Here is an 18,048-nt window from a genome sequence, read left to right as displayed (position 1 = left end):
TTCGCAAAAGGAAACATCCATGAATATTACAAGACGTAAGACATTGCTTCTGAGCGCTGCCCTTGCCGGGGCCATGCTGTTGCCGTCATTGCCCGCTCTGGCGGTCGAAACGCCGAAAAAGGGTGGGATCGTCACCCTTGCGGGTCTTGGCGAGCCGACGACGCTGGTGCCGCTTTCCGATTCCAACACGCGGACCCGTGCCATTTCCACCAAAATTCTGGAAGGTCTGGTGCGGTTCGACAGCGAGTTCAAACCACATCCCGTGCTGGCTGAAAGCTGGGAAACCTCCGCCGACGGGCTGCGTTACACTTTCAAGCTGCGCAAGGGGGTCAAATGGCATGACGGCAAGGATTTCACCGCGCAGGACGTGAAATTTTCCCTGCTTGCCTTCAAGAAGGTCGGCCCGCGCGGGCGCATCACCTTCGCCAATGTCGCCGATATTGAAACGCCCGATCCGCTGACGGCGGTGGTGGTGCTCTCCAAACCCGCGCCTTATCTGCTGCGGGCGCTGACGGGGGGCGAAACGCCCATTCTGCCGGCCCATGCCTATACTACTGAAAAATATAACGAAAGCCCGAACGGCAACGCCCCTATCGGCACCGGCCCGTTCGTCTTCGAGGAATGGAAACGCGGCAGCTATGTCAAGCTGAAGAAGAACCCGAACTACTGGCAGGCTGATCTTCCCTATCTCGACGGTTTCGTGGCGCGCTTTTTCGCCGACGCGGCCTCCACCACCATCTCGGTCGAAACGGGTGAGGCGGATTACACGGCGGATGTTTCCTACAGCGATCTGGAGCGCCTTCGCCAAAATCCCAAGCTCTCGGTGGAGGTTTATACCGACTCCTATCTCAACAACGCCGCCATCTTCGAGTACAATCTGGAAAACCCCATCCTTGCCAAAAAGGAGGTCCGCCACGCGCTGGCCCACGCCATCGACCGCAATTTCATCAATGACGCCATCTTCTTCGGCACCGCGAAACCGGCTGGTTCAAACATCCCGGCGGTCTTCACTGCCTATAATGATGAAAAGCCCTTCACCTATCCTTTCGATCTGGTGAAAGCGAACGAGCTGCTGGACAAGGCCGGTTATCCCAAAGGCGCAGACGGCACCCGTTTTTCACTGCGGCTCGCCTTCCTGCCCTCCGACGTCTTCCGCAAAACCGCGGAATATCTGCGCTCCTCCTTCGGCAAGCTCGGTGTGAAGGTGGATATCGTCGAAGGCGATCTCGCCACCTTCATCAAGCGCGTTTACACCGAGCGTGGTTTCGACCTGACTGTGAACGGTATCAGCCGGCTGTTCGATCCGACAGCGGGCGTGCAGCGTCTGTACTGGTCTGACGGCATCAAGAACCCCGCGCCCTATGTCAACGCTGCCCACTACAACAACCCTAGGGTTGACGATCTTTTCCGCGCGGCCGCTATAGAAGTGGACGAGACGAAGCGGGCCGGTCAATTCCACGACATCCAGAAAATCGCCGGCGATGACCTGCCGAATTTCTCGATCGTCGCCCTGCCGACCGTCGTTCTGCGCAACACCAGCCTGAAGTCCCTCGTGACAACCATTGACATTGCCTATGGCGATCTGTCGACGGCCTGGAAAAGCGAGTGAGTATTTGGCAAGCGGTCTAATCCACACTCCGTCACCCCCGGACTAGATCCGGGTTCAGCGCGATCAAGTCCTTGATCGCGAGAGGCTCCTTTCACGGCGCGGACGCGCCGTGGCTGGATGCCGGCTCAAGGCCGGCATGACGGAGGAGAGGTCCGCCAGAACCAACGCAAAACCGGCAATTTTGCCGGTTTTTTTATTGTTGAAACGGCTCCCAGCTACGTTTGTGCCTTCGCGCGCCAAGCCCGTTTTCGAGAAAAACATTGCTCGTGAGACAAGTCGTTCAGAACAGCGGTCCCTGTTGGCTGAATTCAGAAAAAATAAGTTTCATCAATAATTTAGCGCAAAGCAATTCTTCGCCGCGACGCAAGAATTGCTTTCTGGACCCACGCTTTGGCCACCTGCACTGTGAACTGGAAATCTCACCCGCAAATGATGGATACCATGGCCAAGGATACGCTTTTTTTGATCGCCCCCGGTTTCGAAGACCCAAAGCACCCCGGTGTCCGCTTCGTCTGCCCGCATTGTAACCAGATCGAAGGCCTGCTTGCCTCCTTTCCAGACCTTGCCGCCAGAATAGATATTCGCCGCGTCGGTTTCCTGCGCCCGCGTGAGGCGGTCATCGCTACTGTGGGGGAGGAAAATCAGTCGCTGCCGCTCTTCATCTTTGCCGGCGATGCGCCCGCTGACGCCACGGCCAAGGGCGACAAGCACTTCATTCAGGACACCAAACGCATTTTGCAAATCCTCGCCGAGCGCCACGGGTTCCCGCAGCTGCATTAAGCCGCCGCACCCTCGCCCATCGGATTTTTTCGGAGACAGACATGACCATTTCCAGACGCCAGTTTCATAAAATTGCACTTGCCGCCGGCGCATTCGTGGCGCTTCCGGGCGGTTCTTTCGCCGCTGCCGAAGAGCCCGTTTCGGGCGGCACGCTGAAGATCGTATATTTCCCTGAACCGACCCAGCTTGTCGCCATCAACACCAGCGCGGGCGGTCCGCAGTTCATCGGCTCGAAGATTTATGACGGGCTTTTGACCTACGATTACGAGCTTTCGCCCCAGCCGAGTCTTGCGAAGGAATGGAGCGTTTCGGCCGATGGGCTGGAATATGTCTTCCATCTGCAGCCGAATGCCAAATTCCATGACGGCAAACCGGTAACATCGGCGGATGTGGAATTTTCGATCCTGCGTCTGAAAGAGGCCCATCCGCGCGGCCGGGCGACGTTCTCGAATGTCGAAAGTGTCGATACCTCCGATCCGCTGGTCGCGAAGGTGAAGCTTTCAAAGCCCGCGCCGGGCCTGATCACCGCGCTGGCCTCCTCGGAATCGCCCGTTGTGCCGAAGCATATCTTCGAGACCTTCAAGCCAACCGATAATCCCAAGCCTGCGCAGATCATTGGCAGCGGTCCCTTCGTTCTGAAGGAATGGGTGCCGGGCAGTCATATTCTTCTGGAAAAAAATGCTGACTACTGGGATGCACCGCGCCCTCACCTTGACCGGGTCATCATCCGCCTCATCAATGATGCGGGCGCCCGCGCGGCGGCGCTGGAAACCGGAGAGGGCGACATTGGCCCGAACCCGGTGGCGCTTGCCGATCTCGAGAGGCTGAAATCCATCCCGACGCTGAAGGTGGATGACCGCATCTATGCCTATGCCGGCCAGCAGAACCAGCTGGTGATCAATCTTGAGAATGAATATCTGAAGGAATTGAAGGTCCGGCAGGCTATCGCCCACGCCATTGATGTTCCGGCGCTCATCGATACCGTGCTTTACGGTTATGCCGTGCCATCGCCAACGCCGATCAGTCCCGGCCTCGCAAAATTCCACAATCCCAATATCGGTTTTGCCAAGTTCGATATCGCTCTGTCGGAAAAATTGCTGGATGAGGCGGGTTTCCCGCGCAAGGACGGCGGCAAACGCTTCAAGCTCCGCGTCACCACCAACCCGTTCAACCCGCAGACCTATTCGGATTTCATCGCGCAGGCGCTGTCGAAGATCGGCATTGAGGCGGACATCCAGAAATTCGATTTCGGCACCTATGTGAAGGTGGTCTATACCGACCGGGCCTGGGATCTTTCGGTCGAATCCCTCTCCAACACCTTCGATCCGACAGCCGGTGTCCAGCGCGTCTACTGGAGCAAGAACTTCAAGATTGGCCTGCCTTTCTCGAATGCCAGCCACTATGCCAACCCGGAGGTGGACCGGCTGCTGGAAGCGGCGGCGGTGGAGCCGGATATCGAAAAACGCGCCGCCTTCTTCAAGGAGTTTCAGGCCGTTGTCGCGAAAGATCTTCCCGTCATCAATCTCGTCTCTCCCATCCAGCCGGTCGTCGGCAGCGTGCGCATCAAGGATTATGCGACCGGGGCGGAAGGGCTGAGCGGCAATCTCGCCAAGGCCTGGGCGACGAAGGAGGCGTGAGCCCCCTTGCCTTGGGTTCAGGCCGCGTCAGAGCGAATAAGAGGTGATTTCCATGAGCAGAAAATCCGAAAAGCTGGTTCTCAATGCGTTCATCTATCCGGGTGGCCATCATGAGGCAGCCTGGCGGCATCCGGACTCCGAGCCCCACCGGGTTACCGATATAAGGCTCTATCAGGATATCGCCCGCAAGGCCGAGGCGGCAAAGCTTGATGCCATCTTCTTTGCCGATGCTCCGGTTCTGGATGCCAATATCCGCTATGCCGCCCGCCACCGGCTGGAGCCGATCACCATGCTGGCGGCCTTGGCCGCCGTCACCGAAAAGATCGGCTTCATCGCCACGGCCTCCACCACCTACTACGAGCCTTATAATCTCGCCCGGCTGTTCGCTTCGGTCGATCATATCAGCGGCGGCCGGGTGGGCTGGAACATCGTGACGACTTCTGCTGACGCGGCGGCCGGCAACTTCAATCTGCAGCAGCATCCGCCACATGCCGACCGTTACCGTCAGGCGACAGAGTTTGTGGACGTGGTGACCAAGCTCTGGGACAGTTGGGAGGATGACGCCATTGTTGCGGACAAGGAGAGCGGTTTGTTTGCCGATACGGACCGTATTCATCCCGCCAATCATCATGGCGAATTTTACCGGGTGCGCGGCGCTCTCAACCTGCCGCGTTCGCCGCAGGGACGCCCGGTCTATGTGCAGGCCGGTTCCTCGGAGGAGGGCCGTGGTTTTGCGGCTGACTATGCGGAGGCGATCTTTACCGCGCATCAGACTCTGGAGAGTGCGCGGTCTTTTTATTCTGATATCAAGCGGCGCGTGGCGGCCACGGGGCGCAATCCCGCCCATGTGAAAATCCTGCCGGGCATCAGCCCTTTCATCGCGTCAACCGAAGAAGAGGCACGCAGGCTGGAAGCTTCCTTCAACGATCTCATCCAGCCGGCTTTCTCGCTCGGGCAATTGCAGCGCATCACCGGCATCGACCTGTCATCGGCCGATCTCGACCAGCCGCTGCCGCACGACGCCGTGGAGGCGACACGGGCACGGGCGGATAGCAGCCGTCATCAGCTTGTTCTTGATGTCATCGACCGGGAAAACCCGACGATCCGGCAATTGCTGCACCGGCTTGCCGGCGGGCGTGGCCACAAGGTGATTTCCGGAACACCGGAACAGGTGGCGGACTGGATAGAGACCTGGTTCCGCGAAGGCGCTGCCGATGGCTTCAACATCATGCCGCCATGGCTGAACGGCGGGTTCGACATCTTCGTGGACGAGGTGGTGCCGATCCTCAAACAGCGCGGCCTCTTCCGTCAGGATTATGAGGGCGACACGTTGCGTGACCATTACGGCCTACCGCGCCCGGACAATATCTACGCGGCCAAAGAGTTGCAAAAGGAACGCGCCTGAGGTGGGACGGGCGTGTTCAGGCGGCGGCCTCGAGAGAGCGCATATCCTCGCGCAACAAGGCGAGTAGAGATGCGACCTCCGGCAGCCGCCGCCTGTCAGGGCTGGTCAGCAGGTGGTAACGGCTTGCGGTCGGCTGCGGTGAACCAAAGGGAGCGATCAGGCGGCCGTTTTTCAGTTCGCCCGAAATCAGGGAGTGGCGTACGAGGCCGATGCCATGGCCGGATGAGATTGCTTCTATCAGCGCCGTCTGGCGTGAGAAACGCGGACCTGTCGCCGACAGCCTGAGCGGGATGCGGCAGGCGCGCAGCCAGTTCGCCCATTCGAAGGCTGGGTCCAGGCCATTGCCGCGCAACATCGTAAAACCGAGATCCCGCAACTGCGCGGGCTCGCCTGCAAGCTCATGGCGGGCTGCGAATTCCGGGGTGCAGACGGCGCTGACGGTATCGGCGAAAAGTGGCTCGTGAATGAAGCCAGGAATTTGCGCATGAGTAGCGACGATGGCGCAATCGGCATCGAAATTCGTGAGGTCGATGGCTTCGCTTTCAAGGGATTCGATGGAAAGTTCCACGTCTCCGAGCGCCGGAACAATGCTTCCCAGCCGCGGCGCCAGCCAGCGGGCGGCAAAACAGCCCTCGGCCAGCACCTTCAGCTGCGGTCGTGCATTCGAAACCATCAGGTCGGAAAGACTGCCGATCATGGTGTCGAAAGCATCCGCAAGGCCGGGATAAAGTGCGCTACCGGCATCGGTCAGCAGCAATTCACCGCGCTGGCGGCTGAAAAGCGGCTGGCCGAGATGGGTTTCGAGAATGCGAACCTGCTGGCCGATGGCAGCGGTCGAGACGTGCAATTCCTCCGCCGCCCGCGAGAAGCTGGCATGGCGGGCGGCCACGACGAAGGCACGCAAGGCTGTCAGCGGTGGCAGCCGGGAAAGTGTCGGCAGGCGAAAAGCCGCCCGGCTCCCGGCTGGAGCGACAAACTCCGTTCTCATTGCTGTTCCTCCTTTGTCGCCTGCATCTTCCGCATGATCAGAACACCCGGCCTTCCCGAAGGTGTGTCGTGGTGCCGTTGAGGTAATAGTCACCGATGACGCGCGCCTTGTGGGCAAGCGGATTGTGATTGTAGACGGTGCGGATGTTGCGCCAGTGGCGGTCGAAATTCCGCTCGCTCGATGTCGCCGAGCCGCCGCCGAGTTCGTAGAGATTGGTGGCGACCGTCAAAGAAAGCTGCGAGGCGATGATCTGGGTGCGGGCGGTGGCGAGCGAGCCTTCCAGCAAGGCTGCCTCTATCGCCTCTTCGTCACCGGTGGCAAAGGCGACAGCGGTCCGGTCTAGCGTTCGAGCGGCTTCGCGGATCAAAGTCTTGACGGCGAAAGCGCCGGCGCTGATTTCGCCCAGCATCTTCTGCACGAAGGGGTCCTGATTGGCGGTTTCCGCAGCACTATGAAGTGTCGTGCGCGCCTGGCGTAGAACATACTCCACACCGTCATTCAGCGCGCCTTGAACGGCGCCGGCGGCCGAAGCGGCGAGGTGCAGCTGCCGCATGGCCGAGCTGTGGCGGCCGATCTGGCTGCCGAGCTTGCGGGTTGTCAATTCATGCGGCAGTACCTCGACATTTTCGAGCAGCACGCCGCCGCTCGCCGTCATGCGCTGGCCCATGCTGTCCCAGTCATCGAGGATCGTGATGCCCCGGCGATCGAGCGGAATGAGCACGCCGATCGGCTGCTCGTCGTCACCAATGGCGCTGAATGTGCCGAAATCGGCAAAGGCCGTGCCTGTCGCATACCATTTGCGGCCGTTCAGCCGATAGCGGTCGCCATCGGCACTCAGCCGTGTGGTGATTTCGCCGGGGCGCTTGGTGCCCTGTTCGGTGCTGGCGCCGGCGAAGAGTTTACCGGCAAGCACATGTTCGAGATGCCGCCGATCCTCCAGCTCGATGGGTGCGAGAGCGAGGTTTTCAGTGAAATTGAAGTGGCTGCGAAGCGCGTGCGGAATATTGCTGTCGGCTTCGCCGAGGATCATCAGCACTTCGATATAGTCCGCAATCGAGCCGCCCGGTCCGCCCTTGGCCTCGGGGATGCGCAGCGTGCCGATCTTGGCTTCCTTGATAAGCGCGAAGATATCGAAGGGCAGTTCGCGCTGGCGCTCGCGGCGGGCGGCATCTCTGGCCGCGATAGCCCCAATGTCCTTCGCCCGGGCCAGAATCTCATCCCGGCTCGGTACGCCGGAATTATCGGTGGTGTTTGTCTGCAGTTTCGGATTGGACATTGCGGCTTTCCCTGAGCGGATGTGGGGACCTGCGGCACAGTCGCGCCGCAGGCTTTTTCGTCTGGGCGATCAGGCAACCGCGCGCGGCTTGAGGGCCGGGCGGGGCGCGGGTTCGACATTGCGCGGCACGCGGCCTTCGACGGGATGGCTCGGATCGTTGAAACCGGGCGTGGAGGGATGGCCTGTCGTAACAAGGCTATCGACCAGCGCTTCGTCTTCCGCATCGATCTTCACATCGAGCGCGCGGACATATCCGTCCCAATGTTCTTCGGTGCGCGGGCCGGTGATGGCTGCGGTGACGAACTTGTTGTTCAGCACCCAGGCGAGTGCGAAATCCGCCGCCGAAACACCCTTTGAAGCGGCATGGGCCGCAACCTTCTGGGCGATTTCAACCGATTCCGGACGCCATTCCGTTTCCAGAACGCGCTTGTCGCCACGGCCGACGCGCGTATCGGCGCCCGGCTGTTCGCCCGGCTGATATTTGCCGGTCAGCACGCCGCGTGCGAGCGGTGAATAGGACACGACACCAAGGCCATAATGATTGGCCGCCGGCAGCTGTTCGGCTTCGGCCGTGCGGTTGACGATGTTGTAGAGCGGCTGGCTGGCAACCGGTCGGTCGATGCCGAGCTGGTCGGCCAGATGCGAAATCTCGGCGATGCGCCAGCCGCGGAAGTTCGAAACGCCGAAATAGCGCAGCTTGCCGGCGCGGATAAGATCGGCAATGGCGCGCACCGGCTCTTCCAGCGGCGCGTCGAAGACGGCGCGGTGGAAATAGAGAATGTCGATATAGTCGGTGTTCAGACGGCGTAGCGAATTCTCGACGGTCTCGATCACCCACTTGCGCGAATGGCCGCCGAGGTTCGGACCCTTGGTATGGGAATTGACGAATTTCGTCGCCAGAACCCAGTGATCGCGCGTGGCCTTGATGCCGCGACCGACGACTTCTTCCGACTTGCCGTCGTGATAGACATCAGCGGTATCGATGAAGTTGATGCCCTGTTCGCGCGCCTTGTCGATGATGCGGAAGGCCACGTCATCCGGCGTCGGGCCTCCGAACATCATCGTGCCGAGGCTCAGCGGTGAAACTTTCAGCGCGCTGCGTCCGAGATAGCGATAGTCGACCATTATGGTTGCTCCTTTAAGTTATTGGGCATGGTGGCAGGCCACGGCGTGGTTCTTGCCGAAAAGGGTATAGTCAGGCGCTTTTTCGCGACAGAGATCGGTGGCGAGCGGGCAGCGGGTGTGAAACCGGCAACCGGATGGTGGATCGTGCGGGCTCGGCAGATCGCCGGAAATCGGTGCGGCCTGCTTGCGGCGCGCCGGATCGGGAACGGCGGCGAGGAGCGCGCGGGTATAGGGATGCTTCGGCGATGCCCAGAGTTCTGCGGTTGGCGCGCTTTCGACGATCTTGCCGAGATACATGACCAGCACGCGGTCGGAAAAATAACGTACGACGGAAAGGTCGTGGGACACGAAGAGATAGGAGAGCGAAAGCCGTTTCTTCATCTCCACCAGAAGATTGAGGATTTGCGCCTGTATCGAAAGATCGAGCGCCGAAACCGGCTCGTCGCAGACCACCAGTTCCGGTTCCAGAACGAGCGCCCGGGCAATGCCGATGCGCTGGCGCTGGCCGCCGGAAAATTCATGCGGATAACGGTCGAGCGCGTCAGGCGGCAGACCCACCTGCGCGACGATCGCCTCGACGATCTCCCGCTGTTGCGCCCTGTCGCCGATGCCGTGCACCTTTAGTGGCCCGGTAAGGATGGTCCGCACCGTCTGGCGGGGATTGAGCGAGGCGAAGGGATCCTGAAAAATCATCTGGATGCGGCGGCGGATGCCGCGCAGCTGCGACGACGACATCGCCGTGACATCGGCGCCCTTGAAGGTGATCCTGCCGGAAGACGGCTCGACAAGACGCATCAGTGACTTGCCGAGCGAGGATTTACCGCAACCGGATTCACCCACCAGCGCTACCGTCTCGCCCGCCTCGATATCGAGCGACACATCATCGACGGCACGCACGGTTCCACGTCCCCCCGAATAATGGGTGGAAAGACTATGCACTGACAAGAGCGCCATCGGAAACCTCCTGGTGTGTGGGGGATACGAAGGGGCACGCGGCATGGCGGCCTTCCGAGATAAGCCGCAGTGGCGGCACGAACTGCCCGCAGAAACCGCGGGCGCTCGGACAGCGGGGCCGGAAGGCGCAGCCCCGCTCGCCCGTGGCGGAAACGATGGAGCCGGGTATCTCGATGAGCGGCCCGTCGCGATAATGCTGGCCGTCTTCCGCGCGCGGAGAAGCCGCGAGCAGCCCGCGCGTATAGGGATGGTAGGGATTGGAGAAAACCGGTTCCGGCAATCCCTCTTCGACCTTGCGGCCGGCATACATGACCATCACCCGGTCCGCCCATTGCGCCACGATACCGAGATCGTGGGTGATGAGGATGACGGCCATGTTGAGATCGCGGCGCAGATTGTCGAGCAGTTGCAGGATCTGTGCCTGAATGGTCACGTCGAGCGCCGTCGTCGCCTCGTCGGCGATCAGGAGTTTCGGATTGCAGGCGACGCCGATGGCGATCATCACACGCTGGCGCATGCCGCCGGACAGCTGGTGCGGATAATCATCCACCCGGCGGCCGGCATCGGGAATATTGACGAGGTCCAGCAGCTCGATGGCGCGCTTGCGCGCCTGATGCCGGTCGATCTTCTCATGGATGCGCAGCACCTCGATGATCTGCTCGCCGACCGTCAGCACGGGGTTGAGCGAGGTCATCGGTTCCTGAAAGATCATACCGATATCCCGGCCGCGAATGCCGCGCCATTGCCGCTCGGAAAGCGGCAGCAGATCGTGGCCCTCGAGCAGAACCCGCCCGCCGGTCTTGGCGTGGGAGGGCAAAAGGCCGATCAGACCAAGCGCCGTCAGGGATTTGCCGGAGCCGCTTTCGCCGACGATCGCCAGCATTTCGCCGGGGCTGACATCGAAACTGACGCCTTTTACCGGCTGGGCCGAGCCGAAGCTGACGGAGAGATCGTGGACTTCGATCAGTTTGCTCATCGGCGTTCCTCCGAAAAACGGGGGTTGAGCGCATCGTTGAGGCCATCGCTGATGAGGTTCAACGAAATGACGGTGAAGACGATGGCAAGGCCGGGAAGGGCGGTCAGATACCAGGCGGTGCGGATGACATCGCGGCCCGAACCGATCATCGAACCCCAGGAGACCCGGTTGGGATCGCCGAGCCCCATGAAAGACAGCGCTGCTTCCATGAGGATCGCGCCCGCCACCATGACCGAGGAGGTGACGATGATCGGCGGCAGCGCATTGGGCAGGATTTCCTGAAAAACGATGCGCGCATGGCCATAACCCAGGCTGCGGGCGGCGAGCACATAATCCTTTTCGCGAATGGCGCGGAATTCCGCACGGGTAAGACGCGCAACGAGCGGCCAGGTGATGATGCCGATGGCTGACGTGACCGTGGTGACAGACGGCTGGGCGATGGCGACCAGCACCACCAAGAGCACGAAATTCGGCAAGGTCTGGAAGATTTCGATCAGCTTGACGAGGATATCATCAATGATGCCACCAAAATAACCGGCGAAGGCGCCAACCGCGATGCCGATGGTGAGGCCGATCAGCGTTGCCACGACACCGACGGTGAGCGAAATGCGCGCGCCGTGCACGATGCCGGCCAGAACATCCCGGCCCATGGAATCGGTTCCGAGCGGATAGGCCGCGTTCTGGCCCGGCCACAGGAACGGGCGGGCCACCATTTCCAGGGGATCGCCGGGATAGATCAACGGGGCGATCAGTGCGGTGACGATGACGGTGGCGAGAAACAGCAACCCGACGATGGCGTTGGGATTGGTCAGGAAGATTTTCAGTTCCCGCCGTAGTCCGCGCCGGGGCACGGAAACGGAGCGGGCCGAAAGCGCATCCGGGGCATGGATATACGGCCAGGCCTTTTCTTCGGGCTTCTTCGGTTTCGGATTGGTCTCTTCAGCGCCGAGTTCGGCCGTGTCGAGAACCGCTGATGTATGGGAGGAATTCATCGGCTTTCTCCGATGCGGGGGTCAAGCCATGCCTGCAACAGGTCCACGGCCGCATTGACGATAATGACGACGAGGGAGGAGAGAAGCAGAATGCCGAGCAGCACGCTGAAATCCCGCGCCATCACGGCTTCAAAGGCGAGACGGCCAAGGCCCGGCCAGCTGAAGACGGTCTCGACCACGACCGCACCGCCCAAGAGGCCGCCAATATGCATGCCGGCCATGGTGGTGATGGGGATCAGCGCGTTGCGAAGGATATGGCGTGTGGTGAGCCGGAGCGGCGAGACACCCTTGGCACGCGCCGTTCGCACATAGTCCTGGGATTTCACCTCCAGCATCGCCGCGCGGGTTAGGCGGGCATAGATCGCCAGAAAATAAAGCGCGAGCGACAAAGCGGGAAGGACGATGTAACGCAACCTGTCAAGAAAGGCGGCGAAACCGGTAAGACTGCTGCCGATGGTGCTGTCACCGCCTGAGGGAAGCCAGCCGAGCTTCACCGAAAAGGTCAGGATCAGCATCAGGCCGATCCAGAAACCCGGCACGGAATAAAAGATCAACGAGCCGATCGAAATGATCCGGTCCGGCAGCTTGCCGGAGAAAAGCGCCATGATCGAGCCAAGGAATACGCCGACGAAAATCGCGATGCCAAGCGCTGCGCCCATCAGCGCAAGCGTGCCGGGCAGGCGCTGGCCGATGAGGTCTGCCACCGGCATGCCGTATCGCGGCGAAAAACCAAGGCTGAACTGGGCCAGATTGCCGAGATAATTCATCAGCTGATGCAGAACCGGCAAATCAAGACCGAAGCGGGAGCGGATTTCCGCCATGGTCTCCACGGTTGCAGAACCTGCTTCCGCCGCCAGCACATCGGCCGCGTCGCCGGGTGCCAGTTGCAGCAGGAAGAAGTTCAGGATGACGATACCGAGAACTGTCGGAATGGCCTGAATGGCCACCCGTCTTGCCTGGGATAAAATCCTTTTCGAATTCGACATCGGCTCCAGTCCGTAAGCGTGAAAATGTGAAATCAGCCCGTGACGGCGTGAGTATTAGTTGACTAATTTTATGGAATTTGTCAAAGAGTAATAGAATTATTTTCTGAAATTTACGGAAATATGCGCTATAAAGAAAAGATAATTCCTGTTTATGGGAATGGTTGGTTCTTCATGCCAATCTCACTCTCCTCTGCAGAACAAACTTCTTCTCAAGCGCTCCCGTTCAGTTTTGCCGGTTTTCGCCGGTTCGATTAAGGAGAGGGTATCGCATGACTATTTTCAACCAGACGACGCGGCGTGGATTTCTGCTGGCGTCGGTGGCGCTTGGCGTGGTGTCGTTGCCGGGGCTGAAGCTGCAGGCGGCGGAGCCGGCAAGTGGCGGCACGGCCACCTTGCTCATCTCATCGGAGCCGCCGGTGCTGACGACGATCGCACATACGGCCTATAATTCCGTCTATATATCGCCAAAGGTGACCGAGGGTCTGCTGACCTATGATTTCGATCTCAATCCCAAGCCGCTTCTGGCCAAATCCTGGGAAGTGAGCGCGGATGGCCTGCGTTACACCTTTAATCTGCGGCCCGGTGTGAAGTGGCATGACGGCAAACCCTTCACCTCCGCCGATGTGGCTTTCTCCATCAACACCATCAAGGAAGTGCATCCGCGCGGTCGCAATACATTTCTGAACCTCACTACTGTCGAGACGCCGGATGATCTGACGGCGGTTCTGGTTCTTTCCAAACCCGCGCCATACCTGATCACGGCGCTCGCCGCCGCCGAAACGCCCATCGTGCCGAAACATCTCTATGAAGGCACGAAAGTGACGGAAAATCCGGTCAATCTTGCTCCTATCGGCACTGGTCCGTTCAAGTTCAAGGAATGGGTGCGCGGCAGCCACATCGTTTTTGAGCGCAATGCCGATTATTGGGATGCGCCCCGTCCATACCTCGACAAGCTGATCGTCCGCTTCATTCCCGACGCTTCCGCCCGGGCGATTGCCATCGAAACCGGCGAGATCGATCTCGCGCCCAGCACGCCTGTCGCCTATAGCGATCTCGACCGGCTGAAGGAGCTGCCGAGCCTCGGTTTTGAGACGAACGGCTATCAATATTCTAATTCCGTCAGTCGCGTAGAGTTCAACCTTGAAAAGGATGTCTTCAAGGACGTGCGTGTCCGCCGCGCTTTCGCGCATGTGATCGACCGCAACGTCATCTTCAACACCGTCAATTTCGGTTATGGCGCGACGATCACTGGGCCAATCAATCCGAAGCTGACGAAATGGTTCGTGGATGATCTGAAAACCTATCCGATCGATCTTAAGGCGGCCGAAGCACTGTTGGATGAGGCCGGATACAAGCGTGGCGCGGATGGCATCCGTTTCAAGCTCAATCTGGATTATGTGCCAAGCACCGAGGCCTATCCGCGTGGTGCGGACTATATTCGCCAGGCGCTGGCGAAAGTCGGCGTGGATGTAACGGTGCGAACGCAGGATTTCGCCACCTATACCAAGCGCATCTACACGGATCGCGATTTCGATTTTGCCTATGAGGGCATGAGCAATCTCTTCGATCCGACCGTCGGTGTGCAGCGGCTTTACTGGTCGAAGAACTTCAAGAAGGGCGTGCCCTTCTCCAACGGTGCTGCCTACAGCAATCCGAAGGTGGATGCGCTTCTCGAAGCCGCTGCCATCGAGATCGATCCGGACAAACGCGTCGCGCAATGGAAGGAAATCCAGCAAATCCTCGTTGAGGACGTGCCCGCCATCGATATCGTCGCGGCACCGGAAATCACCATCTACAACAAACGCATCGCTGACCACACCATCGGTGCCGAAGGTGTCGCGGGAAGCCTCGCCTTCGCGCATATCGCCGCATCCTGACCGTCTCGCCAGACCCGGCCCCCCTTTGCGGCGGGCCGGGACCTTTCCATCTCATCGAGGCCAAAGCCATGAGCACGACACTTTCTGAAATCTGGTACACACGCTGCCCGGTGCCGACACCCGTGGGGCTGGCGGCACAGCTCGGTTATCTCGGCGAAACCTTCGAGGAGGTCGGTATATCGCTGAAATCCATCATCGATTCGCCTGACCGTTCCGTTCGCCAGAGCCATTTCAACCACACGCTGGAATGGTCCTTCCGCCACGGCGGCAATGTGCCGCCCATCCGCGCCCGCTCGGAGGGGCGTAATACGCGTCTCATCGGCATTACCTGGACGGATGAGTTTCAGGCGATCATCACCCTGCCGGAAACGGGTATCCGCTCGCTTGCCGATCTTGTCGGCCGCCGTTTCGGCGTGCCGCGCCGCCCGGAAGGCATTGTCGATTTCATGCGGGCGACGGCGCTGAAGGGCATTGTCTCCGCGCTTTCGCTGGAAGGGCTGACGGTTGAGGACATCGAACTGAAGGATATTGTCATCAAGGATTCGGTGCTGGCCTCGCAGGAGGGACCGTCGCTTTTCGGGTTGAAGCGCCGGCAATCCTTCGGTGAGGAGATCATCGCGCTGCTGCGCGGTGAGGTCGATGCGATTTTCGTCAAGGGAACGGCCGGTATTGCCGCCGCGAACCTGATCGGGGCCGTGCAGGTGGTCGAATTCGGCTTCCACCCCGATCCGAAGATACGCATCAACTCCGGATCGCCCCGCGTGCTGACGGTTGATGGACGGCTTGCAGATGAACGTCCCGATCTGGTGGAACGGCTGGTTGGCGCCATTCGCAAAGCCTCGCTCTGGGCGGAACAGCATCCGGAAGAGACGCGCCGTTTCATCGCGCGCGAGGCGGGTGCGACTGAAGAACAGGTTTTGGCTGCCAACGGGCCGGATGTTCACCGCCATCTTGGTCTCGGCCTTGATGCCGACCTTGTTGCCGCTGTCGGCCACTACAAGGACTTCCTGCACCAATGGAGTTTCCTTGAAAACGACTTCGAGCTCGCTGCCTGGATCGACGACCGTTTCGTGACGGCAAGTGAGAGGGCGGTGGCATGAGTGGGGCTTTATCCGCCGTTCCGCGCCCGCAGGAACAGCAATCCAGCTCCATTGCCGTCGCAACCGCGCTGGCCGAAGATTTCAGCCAGACGGCGGCCGAACATGACAAAAGCGGTGAATTCGCTGCCGGCAATTTCGAAGCGCTTTTCAAGTCGGGTCTGCTCGGTCTCGTGACGGCTGAGAAGGATGGCGGTCGGGGCGAGGGCATGGAGACGGCGCATGCCGTCATTACGGCCATTGCCAAGGGTGATCCGTCCACAGCGCTCATCCTGGCCATGCATTACAGCGTTCATGCGGCCATCCGGCGCGGCAAATGGCCGGCTGCTCTTTCAGCAAAGGTGCTGGCCGCCAATAACAGGGAGCTGGCGCTTCTGAACAATGCGCAGGCGGAGCCGGGCGTTGGTTCGCCGGCTCATGGCGGCCTGCCGGAAACAACGGCGCGGATCGACGGCGATGTCTGGGTGGTCAATGGCCGCAAGAGCTTCGTCACCGGCCTGCCGGGGCTGAAATGGGCGATCGTGCTTGCCGTGACGACGGAAGAAACGCCGCGCCTCATCCAGCTTCTGGTCCCGCTCGATGCGCCTGGCATCGCCCAGGAAAAGGCATGGGAGGCGACTGGCATGTATGCCACCGCCAGCCACGACCTCGTCCTGAAGGATGTAAGGGTACCGCTTGCAGACATCGTTGCCGAACAGCCCGCGGACGAGCCGCTGCGGCGCGATGAGGCCGACGGCTATAATTTCTTCGCGCTTCTGGCTTCCGTTTATCATGGCGTTGCGATTTCGGCGCGGGATGATCTGCTGCGCCATCTGACGGGCCATGTTCCGGCAAGCCTCGGTGCGCCGCTTTCCTCCATTCCGCGTATTCAGGAAGGTCTCGGCCAGATCGAGGTACTTCTTGCGGCAAACCGGCGCCTGCTTCTGTCCGTCGCCCGCGATATCGATGCGGGAGAGCGGGTCGGAACGGATGCGCTGGCCGTTCGCCATGTGGTGATCGACAATGCGGTGGCCGTGACCGATCTGGCGCTGGATCTTGGCGGCAATCGCGGCCTGCGCCGGGACTACAATCTCGAGCGACATCATCGCGATGCCATCACGGCAAGGGCGCATGCGCCGCAAAGTCACATGATCCGCACGATTCTCGGCCGTCAAAGCATCAAGGCGGCGGGTGGCTGATTGGCGAAGACACCGGGCGGCCTTGCTGCGGCAAGATCGCCCTGCGGTCGTCTCCGCGTCAATCCCGCAGCAGCGGCAGCAGCCTGTCGCCCTGCCGCTCAATCTCCTTCAGATAGGGCGTGTCGGAAAGCACAAAATGGGTGATGCCAAGCGCACGGTATTTGCGCAGTGAGGCGGCGACATCCTCCGCCGAACCCACCAGCCACGTCGTTGCGGCACCGCCGCCGCCGAATTTGCCCGGCGCGGTGTAAAGATTGTCGTCCAGCACATCGCTCTGATGGTGCAAATCCAGCAGTCGGCGCTGGCCGACCGCCACGCCTTGCAGATGGTCGTTCCATCGCACGCCGTTATTCGCAGCCATTTCGGCAACCTTCGCTTCCGCATCGCGCCATGCTTCTGCTGTCGTCTCACGCACCAGTGTGGTGATCCGCAGGCCGAATTGCAGCGGCGGCAGGTCACGGCCAAGCGTTTCACTGAAATGCTTGAGCCTTTCTATCCTTTCGCGCACGCCGGCAAGCGGCTCTCCCCAGAACAATTGTACATCGGCCTCGGTTGCGGCGACCTGCTCGGCTGCTTCGGAAGCGCCGCCGAAATAGAGCCTGGGATGCGGCCTGCCGTCGTGTGCGGCGATTCGTGGCAAGACGGTGGAGTTTTTCACCCGGAAATGGTCACCGTCAAAGGTGACGTTTTCTTCGGTCCATAAGCGACGCACCAGCCGCATGAACTCTTTCGTGCGGGCATAACGCTGCGCCTGGTCACCTTCTTCGTCGCCATAGGCTGCAAGCTCGTCTCGACCCGAGACGACATTGATCCGCACCCGGCCACCGGAAAGCTGATCGAGCGTGGCGGCGGCCGAGGCAAGGTTGGCGGGTTTCCAGTAACCCGGACGAATGGCGATCAGCGGCTCGAATGTGGTCGTGCGCGCCGCAAGGGCGGTTGCCACTGTGAAGGTGTCGGGTCGGCCCCAGCCGGTGCCGATCAGCGCGCCCTTCCAGCCATGATTTTCCAGTGCCCTGGCGTGGCTGGTCAATGTATCGAGACTGTTATGGTCGCCGCTGACGGCATCGCCGCGATGGCCGGGTTTGACGTCATTGGGAATGTACCAGAGAAATTCGCTCGTGCTGCTCACATCATCCGCCTGAATTGTCGGTTTGTCGCGCGCAGGAGA

The 18,048-nt window shown here is 60.5% G+C and carries 15 protein-coding genes; 7 read left to right on the top strand and 8 right to left on the bottom strand.

The features are described 5' to 3' along the window. Positions 1-19 precede the first annotated feature (19 nt). From CFBP5499_RS17910 to CFBP5499_RS17895, 4 genes are all read left to right on the top strand, one after another. The gene (locus CFBP5499_RS17910) at positions 20-1,609 is read left to right on the top strand and encodes an ABC transporter substrate-binding protein (RefSeq protein WP_175416818.1); all 1,590 of its coding nucleotides are present in this window, start codon (positions 20-22) and stop codon (positions 1,607-1,609) included. Positions 1,610-2,038: 429 nt separating this feature from the next. Then, the gene (locus tag CFBP5499_RS17905) at positions 2,039-2,389 is read left to right on the top strand and encodes a DUF3088 domain-containing protein (protein ID WP_080829587.1); all 351 of its coding nucleotides are present in this window, start codon (positions 2,039-2,041) and stop codon (positions 2,387-2,389) included. Positions 2,390-2,430: 41 nt separating this feature from the next. Continuing rightward, positions 2,431-4,026: an ABC transporter substrate-binding protein gene (locus CFBP5499_RS17900; RefSeq protein WP_080829588.1), complete on the top strand. Its 1,596-nt coding sequence runs from the start codon at positions 2,431-2,433 to the stop codon at positions 4,024-4,026. A 52-nt stretch (positions 4,027-4,078) separates the two neighbouring features. Continuing rightward, positions 4,079-5,431: an LLM class flavin-dependent oxidoreductase gene (locus CFBP5499_RS17895; RefSeq protein WP_080829589.1), complete on the top strand. Its 1,353-nt coding sequence runs from the start codon at positions 4,079-4,081 to the stop codon at positions 5,429-5,431. Between the two features lie 16 nt (positions 5,432-5,447). Here the strand turns inward: CFBP5499_RS17895 and CFBP5499_RS17890 are convergent, their stop codons facing one another. The 7 genes from CFBP5499_RS17890 to CFBP5499_RS17860 form a co-directional block, all read right to left on the bottom strand. Then, entirely contained in the window at positions 5,448-6,419 is a 972-nt protein-coding gene (locus tag CFBP5499_RS17890) for a LysR substrate-binding domain-containing protein (RefSeq protein ID WP_080829590.1), read from the bottom strand. A 37-nt stretch (positions 6,420-6,456) separates the two neighbouring features. Beyond that, complete coding sequence (locus CFBP5499_RS17885) at positions 6,457-7,695, bottom strand: acyl-CoA dehydrogenase family protein (RefSeq protein ID WP_080829591.1); 1,239 nt, start codon at positions 7,693-7,695, stop codon at positions 6,457-6,459. A 69-nt stretch (positions 7,696-7,764) separates the two neighbouring features. Beyond that, positions 7,765-8,820, bottom strand: a complete 1,056-nt coding sequence (locus tag CFBP5499_RS17880; RefSeq protein WP_080829592.1) for an aldo/keto reductase — start codon at positions 8,818-8,820, stop codon at positions 7,765-7,767. An 18-nt stretch (positions 8,821-8,838) separates the two neighbouring features. Beyond that, positions 8,839-9,774 carry an ABC transporter ATP-binding protein gene (locus CFBP5499_RS17875; protein WP_080829593.1) on the bottom strand — a complete coding sequence of 312 codons (936 nt, stop codon included), beginning with the start codon at positions 9,772-9,774 and terminating at the stop codon, positions 8,839-8,841. Then, entirely contained in the window at positions 9,752-10,750 is a 999-nt protein-coding gene (locus tag CFBP5499_RS17870; RefSeq protein WP_080829594.1) for an ABC transporter ATP-binding protein, read from the bottom strand. Before CFBP5499_RS17870 ends, CFBP5499_RS17875 begins: the two co-directional genes overlap by 23 nt. Next, positions 10,747-11,742 carry an ABC transporter permease gene (locus CFBP5499_RS17865; protein ID WP_080829595.1) on the bottom strand — a complete coding sequence of 332 codons (996 nt, stop codon included), beginning with the start codon at positions 11,740-11,742 and terminating at the stop codon, positions 10,747-10,749. The genes CFBP5499_RS17870 and CFBP5499_RS17865 overlap by 4 nt, the downstream gene beginning before the upstream one ends. After that, positions 11,739-12,728: an ABC transporter permease gene (locus tag CFBP5499_RS17860; RefSeq protein WP_080829596.1), complete on the bottom strand. Its 990-nt coding sequence runs from the start codon at positions 12,726-12,728 to the stop codon at positions 11,739-11,741. Before CFBP5499_RS17860 ends, CFBP5499_RS17865 begins: the two co-directional genes overlap by 4 nt. 269 nt (positions 12,729-12,997) lie before the next feature. Here CFBP5499_RS17860 and CFBP5499_RS17855 point away from each other — a divergent pair, with 269 nt between their 5' ends. From CFBP5499_RS17855 to CFBP5499_RS17845, 3 genes are all read left to right on the top strand, one after another. Beyond that, the gene (locus CFBP5499_RS17855; protein ID WP_080829597.1) at positions 12,998-14,605 is read left to right on the top strand and encodes an ABC transporter substrate-binding protein; all 1,608 of its coding nucleotides are present in this window, start codon (positions 12,998-13,000) and stop codon (positions 14,603-14,605) included. Positions 14,606-14,673: 68 nt separating this feature from the next. Then, entirely contained in the window at positions 14,674-15,705 is a 1,032-nt protein-coding gene (locus tag CFBP5499_RS17850; protein WP_080829598.1) for an ABC transporter substrate-binding protein, read from the top strand. Continuing rightward, entirely contained in the window at positions 15,702-16,880 is a 1,179-nt protein-coding gene (locus tag CFBP5499_RS17845; RefSeq protein WP_080829599.1) for an acyl-CoA dehydrogenase family protein, read from the top strand. The genes CFBP5499_RS17850 and CFBP5499_RS17845 overlap by 4 nt, the downstream gene beginning before the upstream one ends. Positions 16,881-16,938: 58 nt before the next feature. Here the strand turns inward: CFBP5499_RS17845 and CFBP5499_RS17840 are convergent, their stop codons facing one another. After that, positions 16,939-18,009, bottom strand: coding sequence for an LLM class flavin-dependent oxidoreductase (locus tag CFBP5499_RS17840; protein ID WP_080829600.1), 1,071 nt, complete (start codon positions 18,007-18,009; stop codon positions 16,939-16,941). Between the last annotated feature and the right edge of the window lie 39 nt (positions 18,010-18,048).

It is taken from the genome of Agrobacterium tumefaciens (genome assembly GCF_005221325.1).
Taxonomy (GTDB): Bacteria; Pseudomonadota; Alphaproteobacteria; order Rhizobiales; family Rhizobiaceae; genus Agrobacterium.
Note: the sequence above shows the minus strand (reverse complement) of the source record. Positions and strands in the feature narration are given on the sequence as shown.

Excerpts from the sequence above, each read along its gene's own strand:
- CFBP5499_RS17910 (WP_175416818.1), top strand. The coding sequence starts at position 20 with ATGAATATTACAAGACGTAAGACATTGCTTCTGAGCGCTGCCCTTGCC.
- CFBP5499_RS17905 (WP_080829587.1), top strand. The coding sequence starts at position 2,039 with ATGATGGATACCATGGCCAAGGATACGCTTTTTTTGATCGCCCCCGGT.
- CFBP5499_RS17900 (WP_080829588.1), top strand. The coding sequence starts at position 2,431 with ATGACCATTTCCAGACGCCAGTTTCATAAAATTGCACTTGCCGCCGGC.
- CFBP5499_RS17895 (WP_080829589.1), top strand. The coding sequence starts at position 4,079 with ATGAGCAGAAAATCCGAAAAGCTGGTTCTCAATGCGTTCATCTATCCG.
- CFBP5499_RS17890 (WP_080829590.1), bottom strand. The coding sequence starts at position 6,419 with ATGAGAACGGAGTTTGTCGCTCCAGCCGGGAGCCGGGCGGCTTTTCGC.
- CFBP5499_RS17885 (WP_080829591.1), bottom strand. The coding sequence starts at position 7,695 with ATGTCCAATCCGAAACTGCAGACAAACACCACCGATAATTCCGGCGTA.
- CFBP5499_RS17880 (WP_080829592.1), bottom strand. The coding sequence starts at position 8,820 with ATGGTCGACTATCGCTATCTCGGACGCAGCGCGCTGAAAGTTTCACCG.
- CFBP5499_RS17875 (WP_080829593.1), bottom strand. The coding sequence starts at position 9,774 with ATGGCGCTCTTGTCAGTGCATAGTCTTTCCACCCATTATTCGGGGGGA.
- CFBP5499_RS17870 (WP_080829594.1), bottom strand. The coding sequence starts at position 10,750 with ATGAGCAAACTGATCGAAGTCCACGATCTCTCCGTCAGCTTCGGCTCG.
- CFBP5499_RS17865 (WP_080829595.1), bottom strand. The coding sequence starts at position 11,742 with ATGAATTCCTCCCATACATCAGCGGTTCTCGACACGGCCGAACTCGGC.
- CFBP5499_RS17860 (WP_080829596.1), bottom strand. The coding sequence starts at position 12,728 with ATGTCGAATTCGAAAAGGATTTTATCCCAGGCAAGACGGGTGGCCATT.
- CFBP5499_RS17855 (WP_080829597.1), top strand. The coding sequence starts at position 12,998 with ATGACTATTTTCAACCAGACGACGCGGCGTGGATTTCTGCTGGCGTCG.
- CFBP5499_RS17850 (WP_080829598.1), top strand. The coding sequence starts at position 14,674 with ATGAGCACGACACTTTCTGAAATCTGGTACACACGCTGCCCGGTGCCG.
- CFBP5499_RS17845 (WP_080829599.1), top strand. The coding sequence starts at position 15,702 with ATGAGTGGGGCTTTATCCGCCGTTCCGCGCCCGCAGGAACAGCAATCC.